Here is a 16,784-nt window from a genome sequence, read left to right as displayed (position 1 = left end):
CGGCTTGATATCCTCAAGGGATCGCTCGCCGTTCGACGCGAAGCTCCCATTTGTCAGCAATCGACCGACTGTACGAAGCTGCGCATCGTCGTCATGGAACGGATTGCCTCGACCGATTCCTCGCCGACGCCGATTGAGACGCGATCGAGGATGTCTTGGCAGGCCTTTTTTTCCGTCTCTAACGAAGCAGCGCTTGCTGATGCTCCGCTCAGGCCTTGGGCGTGGTGAGACCGCCCTCCTCGCTGCCAATTCGATCAAAGATGATGTCGCCTCGGAAACGGGCAGCATCGTGACGCGCCACTGGCCGTTGCCACGCTCGCGATCGGACTGCAGATGCTGTCCTGGCTCAGGGCGCTTGGCGCCAACGAAAATGGCCCGGCCAGCCGGAGCTGACGCGGCCATAGAATTCGGTCTTCCCTCCTGGTCAGATGCGCCCAAACCAATCCTGCTGCAATGAATCCGGGGAGCAGATCTCTGGTTCGCCAAGCATAAAGGGCTAGGGACACCGCAAATAATACATAGATCACGATCGAAACGCTGCGTAAACTCAGGCTATCAGGGCAAATTTAAAAAAAACGGTTTTCGGCCGTAATATCGCATGGGTCCATTGCTGACGAACCCGTTTGGGGGAAGAGTGACGGGCGGACTGCTGGGCCGCAGCGCATGAACACAAAATGGCCCGGCCCCCTTTCGGAGACCGGGCCAGATGAGAGCTGAGCCGGTTGGACCGGCTAAACCATCGACGAGCCTCAGAAGCTGACCCTGATCTGGGCCGATCCGCCGAGGCGGCTGCCGCTCGAGGCAAGTTCGCCGTCGAGGTTGAGGCCAAGCGAGACGCGCTCGCTGAGTTTGGCGCTGATGCCGGCGGCGACCAGCGCGCTGTTGCGGTCGACTTTGGCTCCGGTCGCGGCGAACGCCAAGCCAGGGAGGCCCACGAAGCCCGCAGTCAGGTCGGCATCGCGCTGGAGATAATGCGCCCAAGCAGCACGAACATATCCCGTGACCGGCATGCCGCCGAAGACGCTGTCCGCATCGAGCTGCAGGCCGAGTTCGCTGCGCGACGTCACCTCATTGCGTTTGCCGATGGCGAGTGCGCCGGCGCTGGCGCTGGCGCCGCTCCAGTTTGCCTCCAATACCGCCGGATTACGCGCCTGCGTGGCCTGGATGGCGGCGAGCGGCGAGAGGCTGAACCCGCTCCAGCTGAAGGCCGCTACGCTTGCCTGCAGGCGTCCGCTCCAGGCTGTGGTCTCGTAGGATGACGACAGGCTGCTACCGAGTGCCGGGATGCCGCGGCTGACGTCGTTGTCGAGCCGGGCATAGCTCGCTGCGGCACCAAGCTTGACCGGACCGAGTTGCGTGACGCCGTAGAGGCCGGCCTGGAAGACATCCGCGTCGATCTTGCCGACCAGTCCGGGCAGTGAAGCCCGGGCCTTGCCGCCGGCGATCGCAAGGCCGGCGACAGTGCCGGGCATCAGCCGAACGTCGATACCGGTCGCGATATGGGCGTCGTCGATCGTGCGTCGGGCCGAGCCAATCGCCGCATCCCCGTCGGTGCGACCGTATGAGCCGAAAGCCGAGCCCCAAACCGAATAGACCGGTGCATCGAGCCTCGCCGGCGCCGCGGGCTCATCAGCACCCTTACGCACCAGCCCCGAGAAGGCCGCCGCTCCTGGACCGGGCGCAGCGAGACCAAGCCTGCCCGCCGCCATCGGATCGAGCATGGCGCGCAGGAACTGATCGGCCGCGCCGTTTGCCAGCGCCGGCGCCGCGGTGTGGATTTCGCCAGAGAGTTGGTTGACCGCGGCCGGGATCGCCGCCGCCGGCAGGTTGTAGATCCCGAACAGCGAGGATGGGTCGCCCCCGGCTGCAACCGCCCGATCGATCACCGACGCGATCGCAAAGGCGTTGGCCGGGGCGACGACGCCGAGACGGGGCGAGGTGGGCGCCGGTGCCGTCGGATTCTCGACGATCGGCACCAGCGGCTTCGGAGCGAGCGTCAGTTGGACGTCGGTGGCGGTGTAGTTCACTGTCGTGGTGACGCCATCGCCGAAGCTTCCCGTCGTGTTGACGGGACTGAAGGTGCCGGTGCGTCCCGCTGCCGCCGACAGCAGCGTGTAGGGGCTGTTGAAGGAATAGGCGCCACCGAGCGGAATGATCTTCAGCGTGCCAGCAAGCGCCGCCGTGCCAGTGACGTTGACGCGGTCCGATACCGCGCCCTGGATCTCGGCCTCGTATACCGAGCCGGCGGTCAGGGTCAGATTGCCGTTGACCGTCATCGTACCCGGTGAATTGCCCGGAGCGAGGGTTCCGGTGATGACGACGCCTGGAACCTGGCCCGAGCCGCTCAAGCGCCCGGCCGCCCCAATCGTAAGCCCCGAGGAGGAAGCGATTGAGCCGTTAACGACGAGCGTGCCGCCAGTGATGGACGTCGCGCCCGTATAGGTATGCGTTCCGCTCAAGGTCAGCGTGCCCGGCCCAGCCTGCTCGACGCTGCCGCCTCCTGAAATGACACCGGCATAGGAGACGTTGTTCGATCGATTGTAGACCAGCGAACCATTATTGTTGATCGAGCCGACATAGGCTCCGGTGCCGCCAAGCCAGCCAGAAGTGCCGCCACTTCCGAGCTGAAGCGTGCTACCTGCATCGATGGTCACGGGAGCCCGCGAACTGCTCGTGCCGGTCAGGATGATCTTGCCGCCACCGGTAATCGAGATCGCTCCCGTATTCGGTCCCGTCACAACTCCGGCGTAAGTCATCTCGTTCGAGCGATCGAATACGAGCGTTCCATAGTTGGTGACGTCGCTGGTAATCGAGCCCGTGGTGCCGCCATTGCCGATGCGCAGTGTTGCCCCGGCGGAGATGCCCGCCCCTCCCGTGAAGTCACTGGCGCCAGAGAGAACCTGTGTGCCGCCCGTAATTTGCAGGCCGCCGGATCCGTGCAGCGCGCCAGCGAAGGTTCCGGAAGCGTTGTTCACGATCAACCCGGCCGCGCCAAGCTGCACCGTGCCCGTCGCCGCGCCGGTCAGCGCCTTTATCTGAGCGGAGGCCGCAGCGGTAACATCGAATGTGCCGTTCACCTCGACGCCGCTAGAGGCGTTGACGCGCCCTTGTCCTGACAGCGCGAGCGTGGTGCCGGGAGTGATGGTGGTGGCGCCGGTATAGCTATTCATCCCGGTCAACGTGACTTTTCCCGCCCCGTTTGCGGTGAGGCTGCCACTGCCGGAAATGTTTCCATTCAAGGTGAGTGTTGTACCGGCATCTGGCGAGAAGGTGCCCCCTCCCACGCCCAGCGTGATGCCACGAGCCGTTGTAATATCGGCAGTCGTCGCCAGCGCCCCGCCCGACAGCGTCAGCCCGCCAGCCACTGCGCCTAACGCACCGTCGGTGCTGATAGCGAGCGCGCCGCCAGTCACAACCCACGGCGTCGTGCCGGTCGTGCTATTCGTCAACGTCCAGGTGCTCGTCCCGGCTTTAGAGAAGGCCTCAAAGCTTCGGAACTGACCACTTCCCCCGATCTGGGAAGCGTCGAATGTCGCATTGGTCGAGCCGCCAAGGATCAGCGTGTCGGTGCCGCTACCGCCCTGCACAACACCACCGATCGTCGCTCCGCCGTGGAGTTCGAGGCTGTTTGCGCCGCTGGTAAAGGTGATCGCATTCGCCTGGGTCCCATCGCCACCAACTCCCCCAGCAACAGACCCGGAAGACGAAACGACCAGTTGCGCGCTGGTCGCGGTGATGCCGACACCGCCGGCCCCGGCAACTCCGCCCGCTCCGGTCCCGGCTCCGCCGCCGGTTCCGCCGGCAACCAATCCATTGATCGTGACGACCCCCGCCGTACCCAGGGCGATGCCCGCTCCCCCCTCGCCCGCCGCGCCGCCGGGTCCATTGCCCATGCCGCCGCCGTTACCGCCTTTGACATCCCCGTTGAAGGTGAGATCACCAACACCGCTGGTGAACAGCAGCCCGATTCCGCCGCTGCCTCCACTACCCTTCTGGGACACGCCACCGCCGTTGCCTCCGGCGCCGCCATTGCCGCCGGTGATATTGACGCTGTAGGTGCCAGTTACGCCAGCTCCGGTAACAACCGCGCCGTAACCGCCGGCGCCGCCTCCTCCGCCGCCGCCGGTCGAAGCTCCCCCGTTTCCGCCGTTGCCGCCCTTCGCATCAATGACAGGAAGGGCCGCCCCGACCGCTCCATGGGCACCACCACCGCCGCCGCCTGCGCCCTGCGTTGAGCCGTTGGAGCCGTTTGTACCGTCTGCTCCGGGGCTTGCGCCTCCCACACCGCCAGTGCCAAGCGCGCTTGCGGCACCACGACCGCCAGCGCCACCGGTAATACCTGCGCCACCGCCGGCGCCGCCACCGCCGTTAACTGTGCCCGTTCCCGCGACATTGCTGCCACTGCCCGCGGTTCCGTTTCCGATCGCACTGTTGACGCCACCAGTGCCACCTGTTCCGGCCCCCCCTGTGCCGCCAGCACCGCCGCCTGCCAAAGTTGGACTGGCGGCGACCAAGGTTAGCAGTGCGACTCCTGAGAGAAGGGCCGTGGCCCGCACAGGCCAAGTTCGAACGACAATTTCATTCCTCTTGCCAGTCAGGCAAAAATGCAGCGCAGGCGTAGGCATCGGCGTATCCTCAGTTCCCCGTGCTTACCGGTGTGGCGGCCAACATCTGGCAGCCTCGAACGGAATGTGCTCGGGTCCGTCGAAAGGTCGACGGCAAATCGCAAGCAAAAAGAAATGACTTCGCCGCAGCACGTTGCAACGATTCTCAGACATCCATCGGTAACGGACCCTAAGTAAGGCATCAAGCTTGGGAGTTGCGAAAGCCACCCAAATTGCAGCGGTCGCTTGGCCACCTAGCTGGCGGCCGGCCAACTCTTGATGAGAAGAGCCGAGGAGAGTGGCCGTTTGCGCCGGCCACGCGGTCTTGCGGCGGTCAGCCGCTTGAATCCGTCCGGCACCGCGCTCGCGATCGGGACGATATCAAGAAGTATCCGCAGTCACCAGATGCTGGCGCGCGATGGACAGGGCGACTGACCGCCAATCTCAAGCAGCTGGAGCGGGCCAGCGGCAAGCTCGCCGTGCCGGGGCCGGCGATCGGCGGCGAGAGGTCCTTCGCCACGACGATGGCGGCTGTGATGCGGGCCGCCTTGCGCTCGCAGCTTGAGAAGAGAGCTCAATGGCGCTCTCCACCCGGATTTTTGCGCCTACGCCTAGATGTTCCCGGGTAAGTATTCGCATCGGGACATCCCTGGCGGTATCGGTCACAACTTCCCTCAAGCGGCGCCACAGGCCTTCGCGGACGCCGTCCGTCGAAGCCGCCAAATGCGTTTGATGCGGCGCGCTCTCCGGTTCACTGTTCCAGGACGAGCCGATTGACAGGGAGAAGTCCATGCCCTTCACGCTCAAGATCAACGGCAAGACTCATCGCGTCGATGTTGATGACGACACGCCGCTCCTATGGGTCTTGCGGGACGTTCTCGGCATGACTGGAACGAAGTTCGGTTGCGGAGCCGCATTATGCGGCGCCTGCACCGTTCATATTGACGGCGTCGCCACACGCTCATGCATCACCCCGATCGACAGCATCGGTCAGTCGCAGGTGACGACGATCGAGGCCATCGGCATGACACCGGTCGGGGCGAAGATCCAGAAGGCCTGGCTCGACCGAGAAGTCGTGCAATGTGGCTACTGCCAATCCGGACAGATCATGTCGGCCACAGCGTTGCTGACGCAGAACCCGCACCCGAGCGATGCCGACATCGATGACGCCATGAGCGGCAATATCTGCCGTTGCGGCACTTACCCGCGCATCCGCGAGGCGATCAAGCTCGCCGCCGGCACTGGCGGCTAGGGAGGCGATGATGATCCGGGATCGCAACCCAACCACCACATGTGACCGCGCCCCGTCGCGGCGAAGCTTCCTCGCGGCAAGTGCCGCGGTTGGAGGCGGCTTGATCTTGGGTCTCAACCTCCCAACTGGCCGCAGCGAGGCCGCCGGCCCCGCTTCGTTCACACCCAACGCCTTCGTGCGGATCGGCAATGACGGGCGCGTTGTCCTGACCATGCCCTATGTCGAGATGGGCCAGGGTACCTACACCGCGATCCCGATGCTGATTGCCGAAGAACTTGAGGTGAGCCTCAAGGACGTCAGCCTCGAGCACGCGCCCCCGAATGAAAAGCTCTACGCCAACCCTCTGCTCGGCGTGCAGGCGACTGGTAATTCCAACGCTGTGCGAGGTGCATGGAAGCCGTTACGCGAGGCGGGAGCCGCAGCCCGGCTGATGCTGGTCGCAGCGGCGGCAAAGCGTTGGGGCGTCGAGGCGACGTCATGCCGAGCCGAGAATGGCGAAGTGATCCATCAGCCCAGCCAGCGCCGCCTCAAATACGGCGAATTGGCCGCGGAAGCCGCGAAACTCCCAATTCCCACCAGCGTCGCTCTCAAATCACCGGATGCGTTCAAGCTGATCGGCTCGCGCGCCAATCGGCTTGATACGCCGGCGAAGGTCAATGGCACGGCCCTCTACGGCATCGATGCGCGCCCGTCGGGGGTCAAGTTCGCGACCCTCGCACAATCGCCGGTGTTCGGAGGTCGCCTGAAGCGTGTCGATGATACCGCAGCCAAGGCCGTCAAGGGCGTCCGTCAGATGGTCCGGCTCGACGACGCGGTGGCGGTTGTCGCAGACCATATGGGCGCCGCGAAAAAGGGCTTGGCCGCCCTCAAGATCGAATGGGACGACGGTCCGAACGCGTCGCTCACCACGGAAGCGATCGCGAAGGACCTCGAAGAGGCGGTCCGCGCCCCCGGCACGGTGGCGCAAAACATCGGCGATGCCGATAGCGCCATGGCGCAGGCCGCCACGAGGATCGACGCGATCTATCAACTTCCGTTCCTGGCTCACGCCACGATGGAGCCGATGAACTGCACGGTCTATCTGCGCAAGGATACATGCGAGATCTGGCTCGGCACCCAGGCAGTGGCGCGGGTTCAGGCGATGGCTGCGAAGGCTGCGGGTCTGCCTTTGGATCGGGTGATTGTCCATAATCACCTGATCGGCGGCGGCTTCGGACGACGGCTGGAGGCCGATGGAGCGGTTCGCGCCGTCGAGATCGCCAAACAGGTCAACGGCCCGGTCAAGGTCGTGTGGACGCGCGAGGAAGACATCCAGCACGACATGTATCGACCGTACTGGCTCGACAGGATTTCCGCTGGCCTTGATGACAAAGGTCGGCCGGTCGCCTGGATCAACCGGTTCGCGGGCCCCTCCGTCATCGCCCGCTGGCTGCCGCCGGCTTTCCAGAACGGGCTCGATCCCGATTCGACGGAGGCCGCAATCGACCTGCCTTACGACCTGCCGAATTTCCATGTCGAGTTCGTCCGGCGGGAACCGCCGGGCATTCCAACCGCCTTCTGGCGCAGCGTCGGCCCTTCGCACAATGTCTTCGTCACCGAGAGCTTTGTCGACGAGATGGCCGTGGCAGCCAAACAGGACGCAGTCGCGTTCCGTCGCTCGCTCCTCGGCAAGTCGCCGCGGGCAATGGCTGTCCTTGACCTAGCCGCGGAGAAGGCAGGCTGGGGCCAAGCCCTGCCCGAGCGCACTGGTCGAGGCATCGCGTTGCAGCACGCCTTCGGCAGCTACCTGGCGACCATAGCTGAGGTTCAGGTCGCTTCGGATGGTGCTGTGCGCGTTCGCCGGGTCGTCTGCGCGATCGACTGCGGAATCGTCGTCAACCCGGACACGGTCGAGGCACAGCTCCAGGGCGGAGCGATTTTCGGCGCGACGGCGGCGCTCTACGGAGAAATCACGCTGAAGCAGGGCCGCGTCGAACAAGCCAACTTCGACACCTATCAGATCATGCGGATCAACGAAGCGCCGGTCGTCGAAGTCCATATCGTCAAGAACGCCGAACTGCCGGGCGGCATCGGCGAAAATGGCACGTCCGCAATCGTTCCCGCCATCGCCAACGCTATATTTGCCGCCGCGGGCAAGCGGCTCCGCAAGATGCCGGCAGATAGCCAGTTGCTGAAGGAGCCGGGCTAGGCGACCGAACAACAAGGCCGGCGGAGACTGTTCCTTGCTCCGCCGCGCGTCTTCTGTCGACAAGCAGGGCCGCCGCGCGCACCCTAAATCCTCACGCAGGTCATCGACATCAGGGAGGATCAATCATGAAGCTCCAGAGTCAGCTGACGCTTGCCGCGGGCTCGGCCGCGATGATCATTCTCGGAGGCGTCGCCCTATCCGCACAGGATAAGTATTCGTTGCAGTCGCCGAGCGGAATCGCCTTCTCCGACTTCAGGGGTTACGAGGATTGGTCGGTCGTTTCCTCGGCTCGCACCGACGAGGTGCTGAAGGTCATCGTCGCCAACCCGATCATGATCGACGCCTACAAGGCAGGGATTCCAGGCAATGGACAGCCGTTCCCTGATGGCTCCAAGATCGTGAAACTCCAATGGAAGCCGAAGAGGAGCACAGAGGCGCCGTTCATCGTCGATGTGCCCGATACCTTTTCTCAGGCTTTCGTCATCGAGAAGGATAGCAAGCGCTTTCCGGACAGCGGCGGCTGGGGGTACGCCTTGTTCAACTACGAGGCCGCATCGGACACTTTCACGGCCGATTCCAGCCCCTCAGACTGCGGCCACGTTTGTCATGTGAAGGTGAAGGCCAAGGACTACATTTTCCATCCTTACCAGAAGAGATGACGTTCGGTCCTGGAGCGATCGGCAGCGCAACAGGCGATGCTCGTGCCGGTCAGAGCTTGGACAGTTGACGGATCGCTCTGTCAGTCGGGAAGCCCTTGCTTCCGTCATTTGTTCGCACCTGCCGCAAGCTGAGCGCTTTTCCGGCTCTTCATTCAGAACGAGGCTGGCACATATGCCGAGCGTCGCCAAATGATCAGAGGGGGCATTCACGCCGATCGTCGAGCATCTCAAAGGGGCGAACCGGGCTCCCATCGACGCTGTCGCCGGCGACGCGTTGGCGTCCTCGACGCCGACGACGTGCATTCGGTGTGGCTGTGCGGCTTGGCGGCTCGCTAGGTCAACATGGCGCCGGACCAGCGTCGCGAAACGTCAGCTCCGCTCTCTGGCAGATGCTCAACGTCCGCAGCCGGCGCGACCTGGTGGTTGGTCTCGGCAGATATCGGTCAATTTCATCGCTATTGTTGCTATAGGTCGGCTCCTCAAATGTGAGCGCAACGCAGGAGCGGATTATGACCGAGCGATTTGAACGGCACCGCCAACCCTGGACCTCCGAGGAGCTCCAGAAGCTGAAATTGCTGGCTGGAAAGGGCATGGCCTTGAAGGCGATTGCGAAAGCGATGACTCGTAGCGAGGAATCCATCAAGGACCGCGCAAAACGCGACGGCATCGGTATCGCCAAACTCCGCTAGAATCGGAGCCTCAAGAGCCGGCATCTCGTGCCAGCCGTAAGGCCGCCGCTAATGGCCGGCCACGACCTGCCCTTCCCCCTTGTCATGGACCGCCAGGCGCTCGACCATGGTTGCTGTCGCCTGGTTCATGCCGACGACCTCGACGGCGATATCGTTGTGCCGGAACTTGAGCACGACGCGGTCGAGCGCGTTGATGGCCGTGATGTCCCAGAAATGCGCGGCGCCGAGGTCGATGACGACGTGTCTGACCTCCTCCTCGCGGAAGTCGAAGGCGGCATGGAAGGCCTCGGCGGTGGCGAAGAAGATCTGACCGCTGACGCGATAGATCCGCTTCTCACCCGCGCGCTCCGAGGCCACTGCGAAGAAGCGCGTGACCTTGTGCGCGAAGAACAGCCCGCTCAGCACGACGCCGAAGAGCACGCCCTTGGCGAGATCATGCGTGGCGACGACGACCGCGACCGTGCCCAGCATGACGAAGCTGGAGCTTTTCGGATGGATCAGCAGCGTCTTCAGCGAGCGCCACTGGAATGTGTTGATCGAGACCATGATCATCACCGCGACGAGTGCTGCCATCGGGATCTGCGCGACATAGGGCCCGAGCACGACGATCAGGAACAGCAGGAAGCCGCCGGCCCAGAAGGTCGAGAGGCGCCCGCGGCCGCCCGACGAGACGTTGATGACCGACTGCCCGATCATCGCGCAGCCGGCCATGCCGCCGAAGCAGCCGGCCACGATGTTGGCGAGGCCCTGGCCGGCGCATTCGCGGTTCTTATCGGAGGTCGTGTCGGTCATCTCGTCGACGATCGCCGCCGTCATCAGGCTTTCGAGCAGGCCGACCATGGCGAGCGTCAGCGCATAGGGCGTGATGATCTTCAGCGTCTCGAAGGTGAGTGGGACCTGCGGCAGTGCGAAGAACGGCAATTCGCTGGGCAATGCGCCCATGTCGCCGACGGTGCGGATGCCCAACCCGAAATACATCGATATCGCGGTCATCAGCACGATGGTGACCAGCGGCGACGGCACCGCTCGGGTCAAGCGCGGCAGCAGGTAGATGATCGCGAGGCCGGCGGCGGTCATGGCATAGACGACGGGGCCGCGCCCGAGCAGTTCGGGCATCTGTGCCAGGAAGATCAGGATGGCGAGGGCGTTGACGAAACCGGTCACGACCGAACGCGAGACGAAGCGCATCAGGTTGCCGAGCTTCAGGCTGCCGGCGATGATCTGGAAGACACCGGTCAGCAGCGTCGCCGCCAGCAAGTAGTTGAGGCCGTGCTCCTTCACCAGCGTGGTCATCACCAGGGCCATCGCGCCGGTCGCGGCCGAGATCATGGCCGGGCGCCCGCCGGCGATGGCGGTGATGACGGCGATGCAGAAAGAGGCGTAGAGCCCGACCTTCGGATCGACGCCGGCGATGATCGAGAAGGCGATCGCTTCCGGGATCAGAGCAAGCGCGACGACGGTGCCGGCAAGGAGCTCGCGCGTGATGTTCGGAGCCCATTCGCTCCGCAGATGAGAAATGGTCATGACAAAGCTTCCCGCTCCGGACGGTCGCAGCCTCCGGGCAATCAAGAACGGCCGCGTGCAAGCGGCGACGGATGAGGGAAGCCGGCGCTAGGGCGGGCTCAGGCGCGTGCGGAAGAACCTGATGAGCGCGATCATGCCACGACCCATAGCAGGCCTATGCTGCAGGGCAACGACGCTGGGCGCTTGGACGCTATGCCGTCACGGCAGCCGATCTGCTAGTGTCCTCTTTCACCCGCGCAGAAGTAATTCGACGAGAGCCTGGGTGTTCTTGGCGTTATATTTTCTGAGCAAGCGGGCTCGGTAGATGTCCACCGTGCGCGGACTGATTTCCAGCGCCTTCGCTACCTCTTTTCCGGTCTTCCCATCGATCAGAAGGGTGGCGATATCGCGCTCCCGGGGCGTCAGGGTCGTCCTCAACGATTGACCTGACGGCTGAGCGCGGTCGAGTTCCGAGAAGACCCAGAGGGTATGCGCGTGCGCATGTTCCGGAGTGTAGGTGAAGCCGCTGACCCGAACCCAGAACAGATCGCCGTCGAGCCGGCGCATGACACGGTCATCCGTGTAGCTGCGTTCGCTGGCCAAACGCTCGCCGACTCGGGCGCCCGTCTCCTCATAGTCCGTCTGGGTCGGGTAGAGCCGCTCGAAGGTCGCGCCGACCATATCGGCGATCGAGCCTCGAAAGATTCTGGCGAACTCGTGGTTCCCGGCCACGATAGTCCGGTTCCTGCCGACCGCCAGGCCGACCGGCGCATTCTCGAACGCCTCCCGATAATCCACGTCCATCACAACGACCTCCACGCGGGTGATCCGAGCCGGAATGCCGCCCAAACACTTAAGTGTTCGACACCTATAGCATTAAGCGTATAGGTGTCATAGCGTCCCAGGACGATAAGAGCCGAGCCGCCATGCGGTTTCGAGCAGATGAAGGGCCGACGAGCTTCGTCGAAGCCCTCGGGGAACCGCGACATTGGACAGCCATGACACACGCGCAGTTGGAGATCGCTGATCTCTCGATCCATTTCGGAGGGATCCGCGCGCTCGACGGCGCCTCCTTTGCAATCCAGCCGGGCATTACCACCGGACTGATCGGCCCCAATGGCGCCGGCAAGACGACCTTGTTCAATTGCATCTCGGGGCTGACGCCGGGGGCGACCGGAAAGGTCCGTTTTTGCGGTCGCGACATTTCCCGGGAGGAGCCTCAGGATATCTCGCGCGCGGGTCTGGTCCGCTCGTTTCAGCTCGCACGTGGCTGCGAGAACATGACGGTTTTCGAACACCTCATGCTGTATGGCCCACGCCAACGCGGAGAAGGACTTCTCGGCGCCCTCTTCGGCAATCGCGAGGCACGTAGGCAAGAGGAGGCGCTTCGCGAAGAAGCGCTGGACATGGCGCGACGGCTCAAGCTCGCGCATGTCCTCGACAACCTCGTGACGCGCCTTTCCGGCGGCCAGAAGAAGCTGCTGGAAATAGGCCGGGTTCTGCTCGCGAAGCCGAAGATGATCCTGCTCGACGAGCCCATGGCGGGCGTGAACCCGACGCTGGTCCAGGAAATCGCCGACCATCTCGTCGAGATCAGGAAGAGCGGGATATCGATCGTCCTTATCGAGCACGAAATGGAGCTGATCGAGCGCCTTTGCGACGAGGTCATCGTCATGGCGAGCGGTCGCTTCCTGACGCGCGGCAGCTTCTCAGAAATCGCTGGAAACCGTGACGTACAGGAAAGCTACCTGGGGATGCGGCGCCAATGACCGACCTTGCTGTCCGTGGAATCCGAGGCGGCTATCCCAACGCCGAGGAAATCGTCAAAGGCATCGACCTGGATGTCCGAGCCGGTGATCTGACCGTCATCATCGGCCCCAACGGGGCTGGGAAATCGACATTCCTGAAACTCGTGGCCGGTCTTCTGAGACCGACTTCGGGCGAGATCAGCCTGCAAGGCAAGTGCCTTCAACCGGGGAACGCGCAGGCGGCTTGCAAGAGCGGGATGAGTTTCGTTCCGCAGGAGCGGAACGTCTTCGCAAGCCTGACGATCCGCGAAAACCTGGAGATGGGCGGGTATCTCATTCGAAAGGGTTTGAAGGACCGGATCGACGAGCAGCTATCGCGCTTCCCGCTCCTGAAGACCAAGCTCCGCGACAAGGCCGGCAACCTGTCGGGCGGCCAGCGCCAGGTGCTCGCCATGGGCGTCGCGCTCATGACCAGCCCAAGCGTCCTCCTCCTCGACGAGCCCACCGCCGGGCTTTCGCCAGCGGCCGCCGACGAAGTCTTCGAACTCGTTCGCGGCCTGGCGAAGTCGGGCCTCGCGGTGCTGATGGTCGAGCAGAACGCTCTCCTGGCTCTCGAATACGGAACCAAGGGCCTTGCCCTGGTCGCTGGGCGGAAGGCCCGCGAGGACACCGCCTCATCGCTGCTTGCGGACGATGAGGTGCGTCACCTGTTCCTTGGCCGCCGCGAGCAGGGCCAGGGCGCAAGGCACAAAACAAAACAAGGGGATCGTCATGAGCAAGTTTGACCGTCGTGATTTCCTGGTCGGCGCCGCGGGCGCCGGCTCCCTCGCAGCCTTTTGGCCGCGGGCAGTGCTGGCCCAGGGCGCGCAACCCATCAAGATCGGGATCGTCATCCCCCTGACCGGAGCAACCAGCCAGTTCGGCGCGACGATGAGCGCCGCGGCAAAGATCGCCGAGAGCGATATCAACGCTGCCGGAGGTGTGGCAGGCCGGCCGATCCAGGTTCTGATCGAAGACGACCAGAGCAACCCGGAGGCTGCCGTTCGTGCGGCGCGCAAGCTGATCGACGTCGACAAGGTCGTCTCGATCGGCGGCTCCTATGCCTCGGCCGTAACCTCGGCGATCGCGCCCCTGTGCTACGAGAGCAAGACGGCGCTCTTCACGTCCTCGGGCGCGGACAGCATCACCAAGACGCCGCACAACGGCTACATCTTCCGCACTTCTCCCACCGTGACGCTGCAGGGCACCCGGGTTGGTCGGTACGCGCTGGAGCTCGGTGCCAGGAAGATGTTCTTCCTCGGGCCGCAGACGCCCTTCGCGCAGTCCTACATCGATATCATCTCGAAGCTGTTCAAGGATGCGGGTGGATCCGGACAGGGGCTGATCTACGAGGACAAGCGGGCCAGCTATCGCACCGAGATCGACCAGGCGCTGCGGACGAACCCCGATGTCATCGTGCTCGGCGGCTACGTGCCCGATACCTCCGTCGTTCTCAAGGACCTCTATCGCGCCGGCTTCGGCGGCAAGAAGATCGGATTCTCCTTCGGGGTGAATCAGGTTCTGGCGGACGGTGTTCCTCACGAGGTGTCGGAAGGGACCGCATCGCTCGTACCATCGGCATCCGAGGATTCGACGGCCTACAGAACGCTCATCGGCAAGATGGGGCGGGCGGCCCTCGATAGCTATTCGTGCCAGGTCTACGACCATGTCGTGCTGACCGCCTTGGCGCTGGCTCAGGCTGCGGTCGCGTCGCCGAGCGGCACGGCGGTGCGGGACACCGTCAGGGCAATCTCGCAAGATGCGAAGGGTGAAAAGGTCAGCGACGTCGCCAAGGCGCTGAAGCTCATCGCAGACAAGAAGCCGATCAACTATGACGGCCCGAGCGGTCCGCTCGAATTCGCCGCCAATGGCGACGTCGAAGGCGTCTTCTTCCGGTACGAGCAGGTTCAGAAGGGCAAGATGTCCCTTCTGAAGGTTGCCTGAGCGAATTCGGGCAGGCGAGCCGTGTTCACCGAAATCGCACAATATGTGCTGAACGGCCTCGTGCTGGGAGCGCTGATCGCGCTGCCGGCGCTCGGCCTGACGTTGATCTTCTCCGTGCAGGGTTTCGTCAACTTCAGCGTGGCCGCGCAGATGACCGTCGGCGCGTATGCCGCCTGGTACGCAGGCGCTCATCTGGGGTGGTCGCCGGTCCTGATGCTGCTCTTTGCATTCATGGTCCCGGGGATTCTGGGCGTTGCGACCGACCGTCTCGCGCTCGCTCCCATTCGGCGCCAATCAGGGGCCCATACCGCCTTGATGCTGGCGGTCGTCTCGATCGCGCTCAACCTTGCGATCGAGAATGCACTCCGCTTCCTCTTTGGGAGCGATCTCAACAGCTTCGATCTTCCGATCGAACGCAACGTCCAGGTTTGGGGGCTGAGCGTCGGACCCCAGCAGCTTCGCAATCTGGTTACCGCACTCGTCATCGCCGTCGCGCTCGCGGCATTCTTCTCGCTCACCCGCTGGGGCAAGGCGATGCGGGCCGTCGCCGATAACACCGACCTCGCCAGATTGAAGGGCATCGAGCCGCGCAACCTGTCGAACCTCGCGACGTTCATCGGGATGGGGCTGGCCGGCATCGGCGGTTCCCTGCTGGCGATCGATACGAGCGTCGACCCCTCGACCGGCTCGCGGCTGATCCTCATCATCTTTGCGGCGAGCGTCCTCGGCGGATTGACCAGCCTTTATGGGGCCGTCCTGGGAGCCCTGATCATCGGTGTCGTGGGCGAGGTCGCGATGATCGCCATGCCCCCGGTCTATCAATCCCTCACGGCCTTTCTTGCCATCCTCTTCATCCTTCTGGTGAAGCCGACAGGCCTCTTCGCCGGAGCGGCAGGAGTCAGGAAATGACCTCCTATCTTCTGTTCATCGGGACCATCACGGCGATCTATGCCCTGCTCTCCCTTGGACTCGTCGTGAGCTGGGGCCAGGCGGGCATGGTCAATCTCAGCCTGGTCGGCTTCTTCGGCCTTGGCGCCTATTGTTCCGTGCTGCTGACAAAGCTGGGAGCGCCGATCGGTCTTGGCTGGGTCGCCGCCGCGGCTCTGTCGGCTGCGATCGGCGTGGGGTTCTGCCTGCTGACCCGAACGCTTCGGGGCGACTATCTCGCCATTGTGACGCTCGGCTTCGGTGAGGGCCGGCGTCTCGTCGAGCTCAACGAGCGCTGGCTCACGGGCGGTAGCGACGGCATCTCGGGTATCCGGGCGCCATTCAAGGACGCCCTCGGCGAGCTCTATCCCTGGTTCTATTTCGCCTTGGCCTGGACCCTCGTCGCATTGGTGGTCTGGGTGCTCGCCCGCGTCCTCAGCAGCCCGTTCGGCCGAGCCCTTCGTGCCGTTCGCGACGACGAGAAGGTGGCCGCCGTTGCAGGCAAGAACGTGCTGCGGCTGAAATGCCAGGCCTTCGGTATCGGCGCCGCGCTTTTCGGCCTGGCCGGGGGCCTCTATGCCCACTTCACCAGCTACATCTCGCCTGACAACTTCGTCGTGCAGCTCACCATCTATATCTTCCTCGCGGTGACGGCGGGCGGCTACAGCAGGTTGGTTGGCGCCGTCTTCGGCTCCCTCGCGGTGATGACGATTCTGGAATCCTCGCGTTTTGCCGCCGAGTTCATTCCGGGCCTGAGCGCGGTGCAGATCGCTTCGCTCAGGGAGTTTGCGATCGCCGTCGCGCTGATCGTGATCATGCAGCTCCGGCCACAAGGCGTCTTCGGCCTCCGAAACGAGCGATCGGGCTCACTCAGCGCCGGTGCAGCAACACCTGCAGCAGCTATCGGCCCCGTCGAAGCGAGAATGCCATCATGACGACGCCATCGGCCGCCAGCGCGCCGGGAGATGAATTCGCGGCCATGTTCGCCGCGTCGGGCATGCCCGGCTTGGCGGCGGCGACCCAAAGATCTCGTGGCCGTGAGCCCCGTCGTTATCTCAAGCTGACGGGCGCCCGCATTATCGACATGGGGTAACGGTCTGGCTGCTCTTCTTCGGAGGCCGATAGGATTGTCTCCGCTGCAACAGAGGAGATCGATCATGGAATACTTTGCTGGGCTGGACGTCTCGATGGAGGAGACGCACATCTGCCTCGTCGATCGCGACGGCGCGGT

General features: G+C 63.9%; 13 protein-coding genes. 10 read left to right on the top strand and 3 right to left on the bottom strand.

The genetic code is table 11. The features are described 5' to 3' along the window. Positions 1–749 precede the first annotated feature (749 nt). A complete protein-coding gene (locus AC1DE3_RS14170; RefSeq protein ID WP_476852463.1) occupies positions 750–4,514 on the bottom strand; it encodes an autotransporter domain-containing protein in 3,765 nt (1,254 codons plus the stop codon). Between the two features lie 880 nt (positions 4,515–5,394). Between AC1DE3_RS14170 and AC1DE3_RS14165 the strand changes: the two genes are divergently transcribed. The 4 genes from AC1DE3_RS14165 to AC1DE3_RS14150 all read left to right on the top strand — a co-directional run bounded on the left by AC1DE3_RS14165 (position 5,395) and on the right by AC1DE3_RS14150 (position 9,392). Next, on the top strand, positions 5,395–5,856 hold the full coding sequence (locus tag AC1DE3_RS14165) for a (2Fe-2S)-binding protein (RefSeq protein WP_476778281.1): 462 nt from the start codon (positions 5,395–5,397) through the stop codon (positions 5,854–5,856). Positions 5,857–5,866: 10 nt separating this feature from the next. Further along, a complete protein-coding gene (locus AC1DE3_RS14160) occupies positions 5,867–8,044 on the top strand; it encodes a xanthine dehydrogenase family protein molybdopterin-binding subunit (protein ID WP_476852462.1) in 2,178 nt (725 codons plus the stop codon). 125 nt (positions 8,045–8,169) lie between these two features. Beyond that, entirely contained in the window at positions 8,170–8,703 is a 534-nt protein-coding gene (locus AC1DE3_RS14155; RefSeq protein WP_476794127.1) for a cytochrome P460 family protein, read from the top strand. A 509-nt stretch (positions 8,704–9,212) separates the two neighbouring features. Then, positions 9,213–9,392, top strand: coding sequence for a hypothetical protein (locus tag AC1DE3_RS14150; protein ID WP_441513350.1), 180 nt, complete (start codon positions 9,213–9,215; stop codon positions 9,390–9,392). Positions 9,393–9,440: 48 nt separating this feature from the next. On the opposite strand, the gene AC1DE3_RS14145 is transcribed toward AC1DE3_RS14150, so the two are convergent. Further along, positions 9,441–10,916, bottom strand: coding sequence for a SulP family inorganic anion transporter (locus AC1DE3_RS14145; protein WP_476778278.1), 1,476 nt, complete (start codon positions 10,914–10,916; stop codon positions 9,441–9,443). Between the two features lie 228 nt (positions 10,917–11,144). Beyond that, positions 11,145–11,699 (bottom strand): helix-turn-helix transcriptional regulator, encoded by a 555-nt coding sequence (locus AC1DE3_RS14140; RefSeq protein ID WP_476778277.1) that lies wholly within the window; start codon positions 11,697–11,699, stop codon positions 11,145–11,147. A 53-nt stretch (positions 11,700–11,752) separates the two neighbouring features. Between AC1DE3_RS14140 and AC1DE3_RS14135 the strand changes: the two genes are divergently transcribed. From AC1DE3_RS14135 to AC1DE3_RS14110, 6 genes are read left to right on the top strand one after another with little or no spacing between them, the layout of a single operon-like run. Beyond that, positions 11,753–12,664, top strand: coding sequence for an ABC transporter ATP-binding protein (locus AC1DE3_RS14135; RefSeq protein ID WP_476778276.1), 912 nt, complete (start codon positions 11,753–11,755; stop codon positions 12,662–12,664). Continuing rightward, complete coding sequence (locus AC1DE3_RS14130; RefSeq protein WP_476778275.1) at positions 12,661–13,428, top strand: ABC transporter ATP-binding protein; 768 nt, start codon at positions 12,661–12,663, stop codon at positions 13,426–13,428. The genes AC1DE3_RS14135 and AC1DE3_RS14130 overlap by 4 nt, the downstream gene beginning before the upstream one ends. After that, complete coding sequence (locus tag AC1DE3_RS14125) at positions 13,415–14,626, top strand: ABC transporter substrate-binding protein (protein WP_476778274.1); 1,212 nt, start codon at positions 13,415–13,417, stop codon at positions 14,624–14,626. Before AC1DE3_RS14130 ends, AC1DE3_RS14125 begins: the two co-directional genes overlap by 14 nt. 21 nt (positions 14,627–14,647) lie before the next feature. After that, positions 14,648–15,535: a branched-chain amino acid ABC transporter permease gene (locus AC1DE3_RS14120; RefSeq protein ID WP_476778273.1), complete on the top strand. Its 888-nt coding sequence runs from the start codon at positions 14,648–14,650 to the stop codon at positions 15,533–15,535. Continuing rightward, positions 15,532–16,488, top strand: a complete 957-nt coding sequence (locus tag AC1DE3_RS14115; protein WP_476852461.1) for a branched-chain amino acid ABC transporter permease — start codon at positions 15,532–15,534, stop codon at positions 16,486–16,488. Before AC1DE3_RS14120 ends, AC1DE3_RS14115 begins: the two co-directional genes overlap by 4 nt. Beyond that, a complete protein-coding gene (locus tag AC1DE3_RS14110; protein WP_476852460.1) occupies positions 16,485–16,646 on the top strand; it encodes a hypothetical protein in 162 nt (53 codons plus the stop codon). The genes AC1DE3_RS14115 and AC1DE3_RS14110 overlap by 4 nt, the downstream gene beginning before the upstream one ends. Positions 16,647–16,784: the final 138 nt, after the last annotated feature.

It is taken from the genome of Allobosea sp. 10L417 (assembly GCF_056395485.1).
This window is presented reverse-complemented; position numbering and strand designations above follow the sequence as displayed.